Genomic DNA, 14,804 nt, shown 5'->3' with positions numbered 1-14,804 from the left:
GGAGCCCCCCGCCGGATCGGCGGGGGGCTTCCTCGTGGGGCCGTGGGACGGCTCCGTCAGGAGTTGTAGGAGGACTGAGCGCGCTCCAGGCCCTCCTGGAGTAGGCACTCCACCGCGTCCGCGGACCGGTCCACGAACCAGTCCAGCTCCTTGCGCTCCGTTGAGGAGAAGTCCTTCAGGACGAAGTCCGCGACCTGCATCCGGCCCGGCGGGCGGCCGATGCCGCAGCGCACCCGGTGGTAGTCGGGGCCCATCGACTTCGTCATCGACTTCAGGCCGTTGTGGCCGTTGTCCCCGCCGCCCAGCTTCACCCGCAGCGTCGGGTAGTCGATGTCCAGCTCGTCGTGGACGGCGACGATCCGGTCCAGGGGCACCTTGTAGAAGTCGCGCAGGGCCGTGACCGGGCCGCCCGACAGGTTCATGAACGACATCGGCTTCGCCAGCACCACCCGACGGTTCGCCGGTCCGGGCGGGCCGATGCGGCCCTCGACCACCTGGGCCCGCGTCTTGTGGGCCTTGAACTTCCCGCCGATCCGCTCGGCCAGCAGGTCGGCCACCATGAAGCCGATGTTGTGGCGGTTGCCCGCGTACTCCGGCCCCGGGTTGCCCAGGCCCACGATCAGCCAGGGTGCCGCGTCGTCCGACATCAAAAGCTCCTCGGTTCCTCTACGAAGACGACCGCCGTCCCGCTCCAGTGGAGCCGGACGGCGGTCGGTCGGCAACTGCTGTGGTGGGGCGAGGCTCAGGCCTCGGTGCCCTCGGCGTCGGCAGCCGGCTCCTCGGCCTGCGGGGCCACGACCTGCAGGACGGCCAGGTCGCCGTCGACGGCCAGGGTGGTGCCCTTCGGGAGGACCAGGTCCTTGGCGTGGATGGTGGCGCCGGCCTCCAGGCCCGCGATCGAGACGGTGACCTCGGTCGGGATGTGGGTGGCCTCGGCCTCGACGGAGACGGTGTTCTGGAGGGTCTCCAGCATGTTGCCGCCCGGGGCCAGCTCGCCCTCGGTGACGATCGCGACGTCGATGGTGACCTTCTCGCCCTTCTTGACGATCAGGAAGTCGACGTGGGAGATCGAGCGCTTCAGCGGGTGCTTCTGCACGGCCTTCGGGATGACCAGCTCGGTGCCGCCGTCCGCGAAGTCCAGGGAGATCAGGACGTTCGCGGTGCGGAGCGCCAGCTGCAGGGCGTGGGCGTTGACGCTGACGTGGCGGGACTCGGTGCCGTGGCCGTAGATGACCGCGGGGGTCTGACCGTCACGACGGGCCTGGCGGGCAGAGCCCTTGCCGAAGTCGGTGCGGGTCTCGGCGGCAAGCTTGATCTCGGGCATCTTCACTCCTCGTGGGGTGACGGAAACGGACGAGTCACCCGGCCGGAACGGCCTGCTACGAAGAGCGCGTCGATAACGGAGCATCCGTACCGGAAAACAGGTACGGCCTCCCTCGCCGAGCAACTCGTGGAGTGTACCCGGCGGGGAGGCCGTACCCAAAAACGATCTACGGCGCCATGAGCGCCACGACCGGTGCTCCTACTGCTGCTCTTCGAAGAGGCTGGTGACCGAGCCGTCCTCGAAGACCTCGCGGACCGCGCGGGCGATCATCGGGGCGATCGACAGGACCGTGATCTTGTCGAGCTCCAGATCGGACGGGTCCGGCAGGGTGTTCGTGAAGACGAACTCGCTGACCTTGGAGTTCTTCAGGCGGTCGGCGGCCGGGCCCGACAGGATGCCGTGCGTGGCCGTCACGATGACGTCCTCGGCGCCGTGCGCGAAGAGCGCGTCGGCCGCGGCGCAGATGGTGCCACCGGTGTCGATCATGTCGTCGACCAGGACGCAGACGCGACCCTTGACCTCACCGACGACCTCGTGGACGGTCACCTGGTTGGCGACGTCCTTGTCGCGACGCTTGTGCACGATGGCCAGCGGCGCGTCCAGGCGGTCGCACCAGCGGTCGGCCACGCGCACGCGGCCGGCGTCCGGGGAGACGATCGTCAGCTTGGAGCGGTCCACCTTGGCGCCCACGTAGTCCGCGAGGACCGACAGGGCCGAGAGGTGGTCCACCGGGCCGTCGAAGAAGCCCTGGATCTGGTCCGTGTGCAGGTCGACCGTCAGGATGCGGTCGGCACCCGCGGTCTTCAGCAGGTCGGCGACCAGGCGGGCCGAGATCGGCTCGCGGCCCTTGTGCTTCTTGTCCTGGCGGGCGTAGCCGTAGGACGGGACGATCACGGTGATGGAGCGTGCCGACGCGCGCTTGAGCGCGTCGATCATGATCAGCTGCTCCATGATCCACTTGTTGATCGGAGCCGTGTGGCTCTGGATCAGGAAGCAGTCCGCGCCGCGAGCCGACTCCTGGAAGCGGACGTAGATCTCACCGTTCGCGAAGTCGAAAGCCTTGGTCGGCACGAGGCCGACTCCCAGCTGGTGTGCGACCTCCTCGGCCAGCTCGGGGTGGGCGCGGCCGGAGAAGAGCATCAGCTTCTTCTCGCCGGTCGTCTTGATCCCGGTCACAGCACTGTCTCCTCAGACGTGTGGAAAGCTGCTCGCCCCCGTGTGCGTCCGTCCCGCACACGGTGAGCCAGCCGAATTGCGTTCACCTATCACGGTACGCCGTCACGGGCGCACCTGTTTCCGGTCAGTTCACCTCAGCGGTGGCCGGAGTCCTCCTGCGGCGACGACTGCGCCGCCGTCGCGGCCGCGCTGCCGGGCCGCTTGCGGGCCACCCAGCCCTCGATATTCCGCTGCTGGCCACGGGCCACGGCCAGGGCACCGGCCGGGACGTCCTTGGTGATCACCGAGCCGGCGGCCGTGTAGGCACCGTCCCCGATGGTGACGGGAGCCACAAACATGTTGTCCGAGCCCGTCTTGCAGTGTGAGCCGACGGTCGTGTGGTGCTTGTGTTCCCCGTCGTAGTTCACGAAGACGCTGGCCGCGCCGATGTTCGTGTACTCGCCGATCGTCGCGTCGCCCACGTACGAGAGGTGGGGGACCTTGGTGCCCTCGCCGATCGTCGCGTTCTTCATCTCCACGTACGTGCCGGCCTTGGCCTTGAGGCCGAGGTTCGTGCCCGGACGGAGGTAGGCGAAGGGGCCCACGGTGGCCTGCTCGCCGATCACGGCGCTGTCGGCGACGGTGTTGTCCACCCGGGCGCGCGGACCCACGTGGGTGTCCTTGAGCCGGGTGTTGGGGCCGACCTCGGCGCCCTCGGCGACGTGGGTGGAGCCCAAGAGCTGGGTGCCCGGGTGGACCAGGGCGTCCTGCCCGAAGGTCACCGTCACGTCCACGAAGGTGGACGCCGGGTCCACGACCGTCACGCCCGCGAGCATCGCCCGCTCCAGCAGGCGCGCGTTCAGCAGGGCGCGGGCCTCGGCCAGCTGCACCCGGTTGTTGATCCCGAGGATCTGCCGGTGGTCGGCGCCGACCGCCGCGCCGACGCGGTGGCCCGCCTCGCGCAGGATGCCGAGCACGTCGGTGAGGTACTCCTCGCCCTGGCTGTTGTCCGTGCGGACCTTGCCGAGGGCGTCCGTGAGGAGGGCGCCGTCGAAGGCGAACACCCCGGAGTTGATCTCGCGGATCGCGCGCTGCGCGTCGGTGGCGTCCTTGTGCTCGACGATCGCGGTCACGGCGCCGGTGGCCGGGTCGCGGACGATGCGGCCGTAGCCGGTGGAGTCCGGCACCTCGGCGGTGAGCACGGTGACGGCGTTGCCGTCGGCCTCGTGCGCGGCGGCGAGCGCGTGGAGGGTCTCGCCGGTCAGCAGCGGGGTGTCACCGCAGACGACGACCACGGTGCCGGTGATCTCGCCGCCGAGCTCTTCGAGGGCCATGCGGACGGCGTGCCCGGTGCCGTTCTGCTCGTACTGGACGGCGGTGCGGACGCCGGCGTCGGCCTCGGCGAGGTGCGCGGTGACCTGCTCGCGGGCGTGGCCCACGACGACCACGAGGTGGGTCGGGTCCAGTTCGCGGGAGGCGGCGACCACGTGACCGACGAGCGAACGCCCGGAGATCTCGTGCAGAACCTTGGGAGTGGCCGACTTCATGCGGGTGCCTTCACCCGCTGCGAGTACGACGACGGCTGCCGGGCGGGTTGCGCTCACGGGTGTGCCCTTCGGCTTCGGGTGGTGGACGCACGAAGGATACCGGGGGGTTGCCCACCGAAAACGAAGCCGGGTCCCGACCGAGGAAGTCAGGACCCGAACAAGTGAAGCTCCCCCGCCAGGACTCGAACCCGGACTTAAGGCACCAAAAGCCTCAGTGCTGCCAATTACACCACAGGGGATGGCAATCCAGGTTGAATCGGACATCCTTGCCCTGCCGCTCAACCGGACGCCCCTACTATGCCGCACCACCGGCCCCGGACGCGACGGTAAACCCCCCGGGTGTTCCGGGGCCCCTGCGTAGGCTGGACGGCATGACCAGTACGGGGGAAGAGCGGGGCGGGGTCGGACGGGACGGACCGTGGTGGTGGGGGCGGCCGAGGGCCGCCGCGTTGGACGTGGGACTCGGCGCGGTGTCCGCCGTCGAGTGCGCGCTGGAAGGGGTGCCCTTCGCCCACGAGGCGGGGATCCCGGTCCCCCTCGGGGTGTTGTTCGGACTCGTGGTGGGGGCCACGCTCGTCCTGCGCCGCCGGTGGCCGGTCGCGGTGGTCCTCGTCGGCATCGCCGTCGCGCCGGCGATGATGGGCTTCCTGCTCGGGGTGGTCGGGCTCTACACGCTGGCCGCCTGGGAGGCGCCCCGCCGGGTGGTCGCGACCCTGACCGCCATGTCCCTCGCCGGGACCTTCGTGGTGACGTACCTGCGCACCCGCGGGGACGTGGACGCCGACACCACGCTCGTCGTCGTGCTGTCCGGCTTCATGGCCGTGGCCCTGACCGTGCCGCCCGTCCTCCTCGGCCTCTACCTCGGCGCGCGGCGCCGGCTGATGGAGAGCCTCCAGGAGCGCGCGGACTCCCTCGAAAGAGAACTGTCGCTGCTCGCCGACCGGGCCGAGGAGCGCGCCGAGTGGGCCCGTACGGAGGAACGGACGCGGATCGCCCGCGAGATGCACGACGTGGTGGCGCACCGGGTGTCGCTGATGGTGGTGCACGCGGCGGCCCTCCAGGCGGTGGCGCTGAAGGACCCCGCCAAGGCCGCCCGGAACGCGGCGCTGGTCGGCGACATGGGCCGGCAGGCGCTGACCGAGCTGCGGGAGATGCTCGGCGTGTTGCGGTCCGGGCCTGCGGCGCCGCGCCCCCGGAGCGTGCCCCCGGCGGTGGTGGTTCCGGTGGGCGGGACCGAGGACGGGCCCTCGCTGGCCGAGCTGGAGCACCTGGTGGGGCAGTCCCGGGCGGCCGGGATGAGCGTGGAGATGGTGGTGCAGGGGGACGCGGGGGCGTATCCCGGGGAAGTGGAGCAGACGGCCTACCGGGTGGTGCAGGAGGCGCTCACCAACTGCCACAAGCACGCCCCCGGCGCCCGGGTCGTCGTACGCCTCGCCCACCGGGACGGGGAGGTGGCGATGCAGGTGGAGAACGGGCCCTGCGCGGCGGACGCGGGCCGGCCCGAGCTGCCGAGCGGCGGCAACGGGCTCGTCGGGATGCGCGAGCGGGTGCTCGGGCTCGGCGGGGTGTTCGTCTCGGGGCCGACGGACGCGGGCGGCTTCAGGGTGTCGGCGGTGCTGCCCGGCGTCGCGGGCTGAGGTGTCGCGGGCTGGGGCGCCGCGGGTCGGGGTGTCGCGGGCTGGGGCGCCGCGTCAGGACTCCGTGGTGAGGCGGGCCGGCTGGAGGCCCGTCAGCAGGAGGGTGAAGGCCTCGTCGAGGCTCGCCCCCAGGTACCAGTCGCCGGTGTGGTCGATCCCGTAGACCCGGCCCTCGCGGTCGATGGCCAGATGGGAACCGCCGTCGGAGTCCGTGCCCAGCGGGCTGAGCTCCGTGGACAGGGCCCGGCCGAGGTCGGCGAAGGTACGGGCCAGGTGGAGGCCGGTCAGCGGGTCCAGGCGGACCGGCGTCGGTGCTATCTGGCGTCCCGGCCCGGGGGCGCTCACCGTCAGCCCGCCGAACTCGGCCCAGGCCTCGACGGCGGCCGGGAAGACGGTGTGCCGGTGGCCGGCCGGGGTGGTGTGGTCGCGCAGGGCGTCGGCCCAGTACTCGGCCTGCTTGATGTCCCAGCGGCCCGGCTCCCACCCGGCGGTGCGCAGGGCGGCGTCCACGGCGGCGGGGAAGCGGGTCGCCGAGGAACGGCCGTAGGAGGAAGAGGAGGAGGGTGCGGTGGCGGTCATGTGACTACTCGGGGTGGGTGAGGTCGACGGGACGTACGCCGAAGTGGTTGAGGAGGGCGTCGCAGGAACGGCACGGGGGCGCGTAGCTGCCGTGGAGCGGGTCGCCGTCCTCGCGGATGCGGCGCGCGGTGATGCGGGACTGCTTCAGGGAGCGACGGGCCTCGCTCGCGGTGAGGGGCTTGCGGGAGGCGCGACGGCTGCGGGCGCCCTCGACGGCGGCGAGGTGGCGGGAGAGCAGGATGGCCTCCGGACATCGGCCGGTGAAGCGTTCCCGCTGGCCGCTGGTGAGGGTGTCGAGGAAGTCCTGGACGAGGGGGTGGAGGGCGGGCGGCTGGTCGCCCTTGCCGGCCGTTCCGGTGAGGGTCTCCCCGCGCACGGACAGGGCGGCGGCGACGGTGGGCAGGATGCCGTCGCGGCGGAACTTGAGCACGGGCGCCGCGGTGGGCCCGTCGGCGCTACCCCAGCGCAGTCGGGGGTCGCCGACGGCTCCGGCCTCGGCCGCGTCGGCGCGATCTGCCGTGTGGTGCGTGGTCGCGGTCTGCATGGTCGCTTCTTCCCTCCCGTGGCGGCGGTGGTGGCCGTGGTGACGCGGGCCCCCGTGCCGGGGGGACAGCCTGTCAAATGTCCCCTGTGGTGTGGAAGCGGGGTCGAATATTCGTATCAATTCGGATGTTCCCGCCCGGTGCGCGCCACCGTGGCCGGCGGACGGGTGAGGGTCTTGCCGGAACACATAGGCTGTGGTGAACCAGCCGGATCCAGCAGGGGGCTACCGCCATGACGACAGGTCGGCTCGGGCAGCACGCCGCGCCACCCAACGCCGCTTACTCGGGGCAGGTCGTGCACTTCCCGGACCCCGTCCGGGCCGCTCGGCATCCCCGCGGAGTCCGCATGGACGCGGAAGGGCATCCCGACTTCGCCCCCTACGCGCGCGCGGCGGTGGAGATCGCCGAGCCCCCGGAGGGCTTCGGCGTGGACGAACTGCGACTGACGGACTGCGTGTCCGCGAACGCGGCGATGAAGGCCTCCGGCCACGCGCTGTGGGACACCGTCGGACCGGTGGCGACCCCGCACGGATGGACCTGGCACCACGTGTCCGGCTCGCGCCGGATGGAGCTGGTCCCGGTCGAGGTGAAGGCGCTGCTGCGACACCACGCGGGCCTGGTGACGGCCCCGGTGGACCACGACAAGCGCGGCACACGGGCGTTGCAGGAGCTGCGCCCGGTGCACATGGGGCTGCCCAAGACGGTGGTCTCGGTGTCGGAGGAGCAGGTGCAGGGGGTCGAGGAGGACCTCGGCTACCGGCTGCCCGAGGCGTACCGATCCTTCTTGAAGGCGGCGGGCGGTTGCGCGCCGGTGGGCGCGGGCCTGTTCGTGGAGCTGGGCATGCTCGTCGACCAGCCCTTCTTCACGGTGCGCGAGGAGGCGGCGGTCAACGACCTCGTCTACGCGAACAAGTGCCTGCGGGACCACCTCACGAAGGACTACCTGTGCGTGGCCTTCGTCCAGGGCGGGTTGCTCGCGGTGAAGGTGCGCGGCGAGGGGGCCGGATCCGTCTGGTTCTCCCCGTACGACGACGGCCGCGACCGGGACGGCTGGTCGGTCCAGGAGCGCGTGGAGCGGCTGTTGCTTCCGTGCGGTGCCGATTTCGACGCCTTCCTGGAGGGTTTGGCGGGCAATCCGCCGGAGCTGGAGACGGTGGCCGGTCTGATGGTGGACGGCGGATTCGCGCGCGCGGTTCCGGTGTCGCCTTCCACGTCGGGTGAGGGGTGATCGCGCGGTGGTGACCTTCGCGCAGGCGCAGGAGCGCGCCGAGGAGTGGATCAACGGGGACGTGCCCGGCTACCAGCACCGTGAGGTGCGGGTACGGGAGTTCGGCCTCGGGTTCGTCGTGTGGGCCGAGGACCGGCCGGCCGGACCGGTGTCCGGCGGTGGCCGGCAGCGGCTGGTGATCGCCCGGGACAGCGGCGAGGTGACCCTGTGGCCCGGCCTGCCGGTGGGCGAGGTCATCCGGCGCTACGAGGAGGAGTACGGGGCCGCGGCCGCGGCCGCCGCCTCGGAGGCATCGGTTCCGCCGCCGCGCATCGACGCGGAGCAGACCTCCTTCATGCTGAGCCCGCCCGAGTGGCTCCAGGAGGCGGCGGACCGCGCGGGGATCCCGCCGGCGAACCCGGCTCCCGCGCCCGCGCCGGCCGCCCCGGCCTCCCCGGTCGAGGCGCCCGTGGCTCCGCCGGCTCCGGTGGGGGCGCCCGGTCCGGTGCCGTTGCGGCGCGGGGGAGAGGTGCCCTACGAGCCCACCGCGAACGACGGGGTCCCCTCCGGGAACACGCCGTGGGCCGGTACCGATGTGAACTCCGGTGCGGACCAGGGGTCCGTACCGCTGCCCGCGACCGTGTTCGCGCCGCCGCTGTCCGGCTACGACCTGGACGAGGCCCCGGGCTCCGGCTCCGGGGTGGCCCCGGAGGCCCGGACCACGCTGATGCCGGGCGGCAGCCGGTTGCCGCGGACCACGATCGCTCCGGCGCTCAACGCTCCCGACAGCCAGGGGGGTCAGGCCGGTCCCGCGGGTCAGGCCGGTCCCGCGGCCGGGGCTCCGGCCCCCGCCCCGGTCGCGCAGGGCGCGGCCGACATCGCCGACGCGCCGACCAGCCGGGCCTACGTGTCCCGGCCGGGCGGCTCGTCCGGTGGGCCCGGCGCCCCGACCCCGCCCGGTCCGCCCGGCGCTCCGGGTGCTCCCGGCGGCGGTGCGCCGCAGCACGCGGCGACGATGCTGGCCGGTCCCGGTGGCGTGCCCGCCCCTCCCGGCACCCCGCCCGCGCCGCCCGGTCCGCCGGGCGCTCCCGGCTCCCACGGTGGCCCGGGTGCGCACCGGTCCTCGGGCAGCGGGCTCGACCACGCCGCCACGATGTTGGCCGGTCCGGCCGTCGTACAGCCGCCGGGCGCTCCCGGCACGCCCGCTCCTCCCGGTCCGCCCGGCGCTCCGGGTGCTCCCGGCTCCCACGGTGGCCCGGGTGCGCCCGGCGCTCCGGGGGGCGGGCTCGACCACGCCGCCACGATGTTGGCCGGTCCCGCCGTCGTCCAGCCCCCCGGTCCGCCCGGCGCTCCGGGTGCTCCCGGTGCTCCCGGCGGCGGTGCGCCGCAGCACGCGGCGACGATGCTGGCCGGTCCCGGCGCGGTGGCCCCTCCCGGACCGCCCCCCGGCCCGACGGGTCCGCCGCCCGGTCCCGCGCGGACTCCGGCGCCGTCCGGGCTGCCCACCGTCGGACCCGGCTACCAGGCCGTACTGCGCTACCGCGCGCCCGACGGCTCCGAGCAGCAGATCATCCGCCGCTCGGCGCCCGGCACCCCGCACCCGGAGTGGCAGATCCTGTACGAGCTGCGCGCCATGAACGTGCCGCCGCAACAGGTGTTGGAACTCCACACGGAGCTGGCCTCCTGCGAGCTGCCGGGCGGCTACTGCGCCCGGATGATCCGGGAGACCTGGCCGCAGGTGCGGATCACCAGCGTGGCCCCGTACGGGACCGACCACGCGGGCCGTCAGCAGGGCATGCGGCACCTCCTCACCCATCAGGGTGAGCTGCACCAGGTGGCGGACGGTCCGGCGCGCCCCGCGCCGCTGCGGATCCCGCCCGCGCAGGTCCCGCTCCAGCCGGCGATCCCGATGGACGCCATCGGGCAGGAGCTGGCCGGGGCGTTCGGGCCGCAGGGCGTGTTCCGCTTCGACCAGCGGGCCGTGTCCCGTCAGGGCGTGCCGGAGATCGTGGCGCAGACCCTGATGTGGGCGGGCCTGCCGGTCGATTTCGGGCCGTTCTTCTGGGCGCAGGCGGTGCCGGGACAGCCGGTGCCGACGCTGGCCGAGCTGGCGGCGCAGCGGCAGGTGCTGCCGGCGTCGGACGCGGGCTCGTACCTCGTGATCGGCAGTGACTTCGGCAAGGCGCTCTGCGTCCAGTACGGGACCGCGCACATCGTGGCGGTGCCGGTGGAGGCCGGTCCGGGCGGAGCGCCCGTACCGCCGCAGTTCGTGAATTCGAGCCTGCCGCAGTTCGCGCGGTCCCTGGCGATGCTGGGTCACATGTGGCGGCTGCGCCAGCACCTGACGCCGGAGCAGGCGGGCCGCTGGACGGTCGATTTCCAGGCGAACCTGGCGGGCCTGGACAGCGCCGCGCTGGCCTCCCCGGAGAGCTGGTGGTCGGTGCTGCTGGAGCAGATGTGGGACGGGCTCCTCTGATCCGATGATCGGATCGTTGGCCGGGCCGGGGCCCCCCGAGAGGGGCCCCGGCCCGGCCATTCGGGCTTCCGGGAGCAAATGACGCATCCTTGACAGGAATCCCCGCGAGAGAGGCGCTTCCAGGATGAGTGCACCCATGTCACCTCACGGACCTCAGGGGTTCTCGACCGTCCGCGGTCGCGGCTACCGCACGGAAGAGGTCGACCGGTACCTGGCCCGGCTGTCCGGCAGCCGGGACGAGGAGTGGGAACGGGTGGCGCGGCTGACCGTCCTGGCCCGGCGGATGGAGGCGGAGGCCGAACGGCTCCGGGAGGTCGTCGCCGGCCTGTCCCCCCAGACGTACGACGAACTGAGCGAGCGCGCCCGGCGGATCCTGCAGCTGACGCACGAGGAGTCCGACATCCTGCGGAGCGAGGCGCGGGCGGACGCGTCCGACGAGGCCGCCGCGGCGCGGGCCCACGCGGACCGGGTGGCGGAGCTGGCCCGGCACGACGCGGAGGCGGTGCGGGAGCAGGCCGAGGTCCGGGCGCGGCAGGGGCTGACGCGGGCGCGGAGCGAGGCGGACGGCACGCGGGCGGAGGCCCGCGAGGACGCGGAGGCCTGGCGGGCGCAGGCGCAGGCCGATCTGGTCGAGACGGACCGCCGGGCGGAGGCCCTGCTGGCCGAGCAGGCGCGGGAGCAGGCGGAGCGGCGGGACGCGGAGACGCGGGCCGAGGCGGAGCGGGAGGCCGAGCGGGAGACGCGGGCCGCGGAGCTGGAGCGGTACGCGCAGGCGCGGCTGGAGGAGGCCCGGAGGGGCTTCGCGGAGACGCGGGAGGCGGCGCGCCACGGCCAGGAGGACGCGGAGGCGCGGGCGGCGGAGCTGATCGCGGAGGCCAGGGCCCGCGAGGAGCGGACCGGCCGTGAGACGGACCGGATCCTGCGGGAGCACACCGAGGCGCAGGAGGAGATGCGGGCCCACATGGACCACGTCCGCTCCAGCCTGGCGGCGCTGACGGGCAGGGCCTCGGCGTAGCGCGGGCGGCCCGGCCCGTCCCTCAGGGCCGCACCGCGCCACCGCGAGGGGGCCGCACCGCCACCGCGACGGCCCGGCCCGGGGTGCGTCAGGGGAGGCGGCTGAGGAAGGTGGAGATCAGGGGGGCGATCTCCGAGAGGTGGGTCTCCAGGGCGAAGTGGCCCGCGCCGTCGAGGAGGTGGACCTCGGCGTCCGGGACGTCGCGGAGGTACGCCTTGGCGCCCGCCGGGACGAAGAGGGGGTCCCCCGCGCCCCAGACGACCAGCAGCGGCGGCCGCGCGGCGCGCAGCCAGGCCTGCCAGGCGGGGTACCGCGTCAGGTTGGAGGCGTAGTCGAAGGCCAGGTCGACCTGCGCGTCGGCGCGGCCCGGCAGGGCGAGGTGGTGGAGGTCGAGCGCCTGGCCGTCGGGGGAGACCAGGGAGGTGTCCGCGACCCCGGTCTCGTACTGGAAACGGACGCCCTCGGGGCCGAACAGCCCGCGCACCGCGTCCTCGTCGCCCGGCACCTCGCGCCGCAGTTCGGTGAAGCCCCGGGCGGCGTCCGAGAGGCCCTCCTCGTACGCGTTGCCGTTCTGGACGATCAGCCCGCTCACCCGCTCCGGCCGGCGCTCGGCCAGCCGCAGCCCGACGGGGGCGCCGAAGTCGAAGACGTAGAGGGCGTAGCGCTCCAGGCCGAGGGCGTCCGTGAAGCCCTCCAGGACGTCCGCGAGGCGGTCGAAGGTGTAGGTGAAGTCCTCGGGCGCCTCGGTCCGGCCGAAGCCCGGGTAGTCGGGGGCGACGAGTCGGTACGGGGTGTCGCCGAGGGCGTCCATCAGGCGGGTGAACTGGTGGGAGGAGGTGGGGAACCCGTGCAGGAGCAGCAGGGTCGGGGCGTCGGCGGGGCCGCTCTCGCGGTAGGCGACGTGCACGCCGTCCACGGTGACGGTGCGGTGCGCGATCACGGTCATCACATGCCTCCTTGAGGTGTTGTGGCATTAGTCTGGCCGAAGATCACCTAACGGGTCAAGGGTGTTGGGTAGCATTAGTTCCGTGACGATGTTTCCGCTCACCGGTGAGCCCCTCGCCCTGGACCTCCTCAACACCCGATCCGCCCTCGGCGACCTCCTCGCCGACCCCGCCGACCTCGCGGCCTGGCTGACCGAGGAGACCGGACGGCTGGGGCCGGTCACGGAGGTGGGGCCCGCGGAGCTGGCCGCAGCGTGCGCCGTACGGGAGGCCGCGGGGCCCCTGTTGGCCGCCGCCCGCTGCGGCGAGCGGCCCCCGGCGGCGCCGTTGCGCGTGCTGAACGCGATGCTGGCCGCCGCCCCCGCCCACCGCGAGGTGGCCTGGGCGGAGCCGGGCGGCGCCCTGGCGGCGGTGGCCCACCGCAGCGGCGACCCGGCCCGGCGGTTGGCGGCCGAGCTGGCCGAGGCGGTGGCCGACCTGCTCACGGACCCCCGGGTCGGGCAGGTCAGGGAGTGCGAGGGGGAGGGCTGCGTCCTGCTGTTCCTGCCGGCCCACCCGCGCCGCCGCTGGTGCGTGGCGGCCGTCTGCGGCAACCGGGCCCGGGTGGCCCGCTACTACGCCCGACACAAGGAGGCCGGCGCATGAGTTCCCCGACCCCGTACCCCGCCCCGGAGCCCGGGGACGACCTGCCCGCCGCCGTCGAGCGGCTGGCCGGCGAACTCGGCGTCGCCCTCAGGCTCGTCCCCGACCGGTGGGGGGCGGCGAACGCCGCGGGCATAGCCGCCTCCGTCCCGGGCCGGGAGCCGCTCTTCGTGGAGTTCGTCGTCGGCGAGGAGAGCCGCTGGTTCGACGTCTCCGGCCGCAGCGAGGGGGTCCAACTCGTCACGGGAGGGACCACGGACCTGCGCGAGGTCATCGCGGCGGGCGTGGCCTGGGGGAGGGGCGCCAGCCTGCGGGAGATGCGCGAGCAACTGCCGTTCCTCCGCTTCGACGAGCTGGCCGAGGCGCACGAACGCGGGCCGGCCGACGCGGTCGACGTGCGGTGGCGCCGGATGTTGGAGGAGGTCGCGACCGAGTGGTCCTACCCGGGCTTCCGCCCCCTGTTGGAGGCCGCGCACGCCAGCCCCGAACTGCGGCGGCTGTACCCCTTCGCCAGCCACTGGATGCTCTGCTTCAGCGCCTGTACCGGCTACCCGTACGCGGTGAAGGCCGCCGTGTGGCCGTTGAAGGGCGGCCGGTACGCGGTGCAGCGGGGCATGTCCCAGTCGAGCGCGGTCGGCGAGGCCGACACCGTCGCGGAGGCCGTCGCCCTGGCCGTGTCCCAACTCCCGTCCGGCCTCGGGCCGGCCGTCGCCGGAAGCGCCGACCGGGACGGCTGACCCGGCCGGCCGGCCGGTCCCTCAACCGCCCTGTGCGGCGGCGCGCTCCGGCTGTGGCTGTGCCTGTGGTTCCGGCTGGGGCTCCTGCTGCGGTTCCTGCTGGGGCTCGTAGCGGTACGGGTCGCCGCGCAGGCCGCGCGAGGTGACCACCACCGTGAACGGTGGCCTGATCGCGGGCGGGAGCGGGGCCGTCAGGGCGCCGGTGAGCGGGTCCGCGGTGACCGGGAGCGGGACGTCGTCCACGGTGAGGCGGGGCTCGGTGAACCCGCCGCCCTCGACGGTCAGCACCCCGTCGCGGACGCCGACGTCGGTGACGACGGGGTTGGCGCGGGTGGCCAGCTTGTTCACCAGGTACGCCCCCGCCGGCGCGCCCGTCAGCGCCCACATCTCGGCGGGCAGCCGGGGCAGTCCGGCGCGCACGTCGGTGAGGAAGAACAGCACCACGTAGAGCATGGTGACGACGCCGAGGGCCACGTACTGGAGGTCGACGAGGTCGGTGCGGCCGCTGTCGTTGGAGATCAGCTCGCGCAACGGGCGGCGGCCACCGGGGGTGGGCTTCGGCGCGGGTTTGGCCATGCTGCCGTTCTCCACGCGCGTCCCGACCACCGTCTTCGCGCCGATCATGGCCAGGTACGGACCCCCGAGCAGCGGCAGGTACACGTCGTTCAGCGAGGACAGGGGCCCGTCGGCGCCCTGGAAGTAGGCGGTTCCGCCGCCCGCGGTCAGCCCGTAGGCGAGGATCACGAGCAGCAGCCAGACCAGGATCACGGTCCAGGCCAGGGCGAGGCTGGTGGAGGTGGAGAGCCGTCCGTCGCGGCCGGTCACCAGGCCGGACCCGCGGCGCAGGCGCAGGACCACGGGTGCGGTCAGGGCGGCCAGTAAGGCCAGAGCGAAGAGTGCGGAAACCATGCGTCGTCCCCCCGGGTGCGGTCGTCGGCACGAGGGTCACCCATCGGCCCTGCACATGACAAGCCGACGCGACCGGAGACGACGGGATCC

Annotated in this window: 14 protein-coding genes and 1 tRNA gene; 6 read left to right on the top strand and 9 right to left on the bottom strand. The window is 73.7% G+C overall.

The annotated features are described in order from the left end of the window. Nucleotides 1-56: 56 nt before the first annotated feature. The 5 genes from pth to ACIOD1_RS25225 all read right to left on the bottom strand — a co-directional run bounded on the left by pth (nt 57) and on the right by ACIOD1_RS25225 (nt 4,265). Nucleotides 57-647, bottom strand: coding sequence for an aminoacyl-tRNA hydrolase (gene pth / locus ACIOD1_RS25245; RefSeq protein WP_365621001.1), 591 nt, complete (start codon nt 645-647; stop codon nt 57-59). Between the two features lie 95 nt (nt 648-742). Next, nucleotides 743-1,324, bottom strand: coding sequence for a 50S ribosomal protein L25/general stress protein Ctc (locus ACIOD1_RS25240; protein ID WP_365620998.1), 582 nt, complete (start codon nt 1,322-1,324; stop codon nt 743-745). Nucleotides 1,325-1,522: 198 nt separating this feature from the next. Further along, nucleotides 1,523-2,500 carry a ribose-phosphate diphosphokinase gene (locus ACIOD1_RS25235; protein WP_112451977.1) on the bottom strand — a complete coding sequence of 326 codons (978 nt, stop codon included), beginning with the start codon at nt 2,498-2,500 and terminating at the stop codon, nt 1,523-1,525. 134 nt (nt 2,501-2,634) lie between these two features. After that, nucleotides 2,635-4,083 (bottom strand): bifunctional UDP-N-acetylglucosamine diphosphorylase/glucosamine-1-phosphate N-acetyltransferase GlmU, encoded by a 1,449-nt coding sequence (gene glmU, locus ACIOD1_RS25230; protein ID WP_365620995.1) that lies wholly within the window; start codon nt 4,081-4,083, stop codon nt 2,635-2,637. Between the two features lie 110 nt (nt 4,084-4,193). Then, nucleotides 4,194-4,265: transfer RNA gene (locus tag ACIOD1_RS25225), tRNA-Gln, on the bottom strand. A 132-nt stretch (nt 4,266-4,397) separates the two neighbouring features. Between ACIOD1_RS25225 and ACIOD1_RS25220 the strand changes: the two genes are divergently transcribed. Continuing rightward, nucleotides 4,398-5,663 carry a histidine kinase gene (locus tag ACIOD1_RS25220; protein ID WP_365620993.1) on the top strand — a complete coding sequence of 422 codons (1,266 nt, stop codon included), beginning with the start codon at nt 4,398-4,400 and terminating at the stop codon, nt 5,661-5,663. A 54-nt stretch (nt 5,664-5,717) separates the two neighbouring features. Here the strand turns inward: ACIOD1_RS25220 and ACIOD1_RS25215 are convergent, their stop codons facing one another. Next, nucleotides 5,718-6,242, bottom strand: coding sequence for an SUKH-3 domain-containing protein (locus ACIOD1_RS25215; protein WP_401904754.1), 525 nt, complete (start codon nt 6,240-6,242; stop codon nt 5,718-5,720). A gap of 4 nt (nt 6,243-6,246) precedes the next feature. Then, a complete protein-coding gene (locus ACIOD1_RS25210) occupies nt 6,247-6,786 on the bottom strand; it encodes a YwqJ-related putative deaminase (RefSeq protein ID WP_365620987.1) in 540 nt (179 codons plus the stop codon). 230 nt (nt 6,787-7,016) lie between these two features. Here ACIOD1_RS25210 and ACIOD1_RS25205 point away from each other — a divergent pair, with 230 nt between their 5' ends. From ACIOD1_RS25205 to ACIOD1_RS25195, 3 genes are all read left to right on the top strand, one after another. Continuing rightward, nucleotides 7,017-8,012 carry an SMI1/KNR4 family protein gene (locus ACIOD1_RS25205; RefSeq protein ID WP_365620984.1) on the top strand — a complete coding sequence of 332 codons (996 nt, stop codon included), beginning with the start codon at nt 7,017-7,019 and terminating at the stop codon, nt 8,010-8,012. A gap of 7 nt (nt 8,013-8,019) precedes the next feature. Further along, entirely contained in the window at nt 8,020-10,467 is a 2,448-nt protein-coding gene (locus ACIOD1_RS25200) for an SUKH-4 family immunity protein (RefSeq protein ID WP_401904752.1), read from the top strand. Between the two features lie 136 nt (nt 10,468-10,603). After that, nucleotides 10,604-11,482: a DivIVA domain-containing protein gene (locus ACIOD1_RS25195; protein WP_401904750.1), complete on the top strand. Its 879-nt coding sequence runs from the start codon at nt 10,604-10,606 to the stop codon at nt 11,480-11,482. 88 nt (nt 11,483-11,570) lie between these two features. Here the strand turns inward: ACIOD1_RS25195 and ACIOD1_RS25190 are convergent, their stop codons facing one another. Further along, nucleotides 11,571-12,428 carry an alpha/beta hydrolase gene (locus ACIOD1_RS25190; RefSeq protein WP_365620975.1) on the bottom strand — a complete coding sequence of 286 codons (858 nt, stop codon included), beginning with the start codon at nt 12,426-12,428 and terminating at the stop codon, nt 11,571-11,573. An 88-nt stretch (nt 12,429-12,516) separates the two neighbouring features. On the opposite strand from ACIOD1_RS25190, the gene ACIOD1_RS25185 reads away from it, so the two are divergent. Next, nucleotides 12,517-13,071 (top strand): ABATE domain-containing protein, encoded by a 555-nt coding sequence (locus ACIOD1_RS25185; RefSeq protein ID WP_365621272.1) that lies wholly within the window; start codon nt 12,517-12,519, stop codon nt 13,069-13,071. Continuing rightward, nucleotides 13,068-13,805 carry a DUF6193 family natural product biosynthesis protein gene (locus ACIOD1_RS25180; RefSeq protein WP_365620972.1) on the top strand — a complete coding sequence of 246 codons (738 nt, stop codon included), beginning with the start codon at nt 13,068-13,070 and terminating at the stop codon, nt 13,803-13,805. Before ACIOD1_RS25185 ends, ACIOD1_RS25180 begins: the two co-directional genes overlap by 4 nt. A gap of 21 nt (nt 13,806-13,826) precedes the next feature. Here the strand turns inward: ACIOD1_RS25180 and ACIOD1_RS25175 are convergent, their stop codons facing one another. After that, entirely contained in the window at nt 13,827-14,714 is an 888-nt protein-coding gene (locus ACIOD1_RS25175; protein ID WP_401904748.1) for a hypothetical protein, read from the bottom strand. Nucleotides 14,715-14,804 lie beyond the last annotated feature (90 nt).

Source organism: Streptomyces sp. NPDC088097, from assembly GCF_044741845.1.
Classification (GTDB): domain Bacteria; phylum Actinomycetota; class Actinomycetes; order Streptomycetales; family Streptomycetaceae; genus Streptomyces.
The sequence above is the reverse complement of the archived record's forward strand: the minus strand, read 5'-3'. Positions and strand labels throughout refer to the sequence as shown.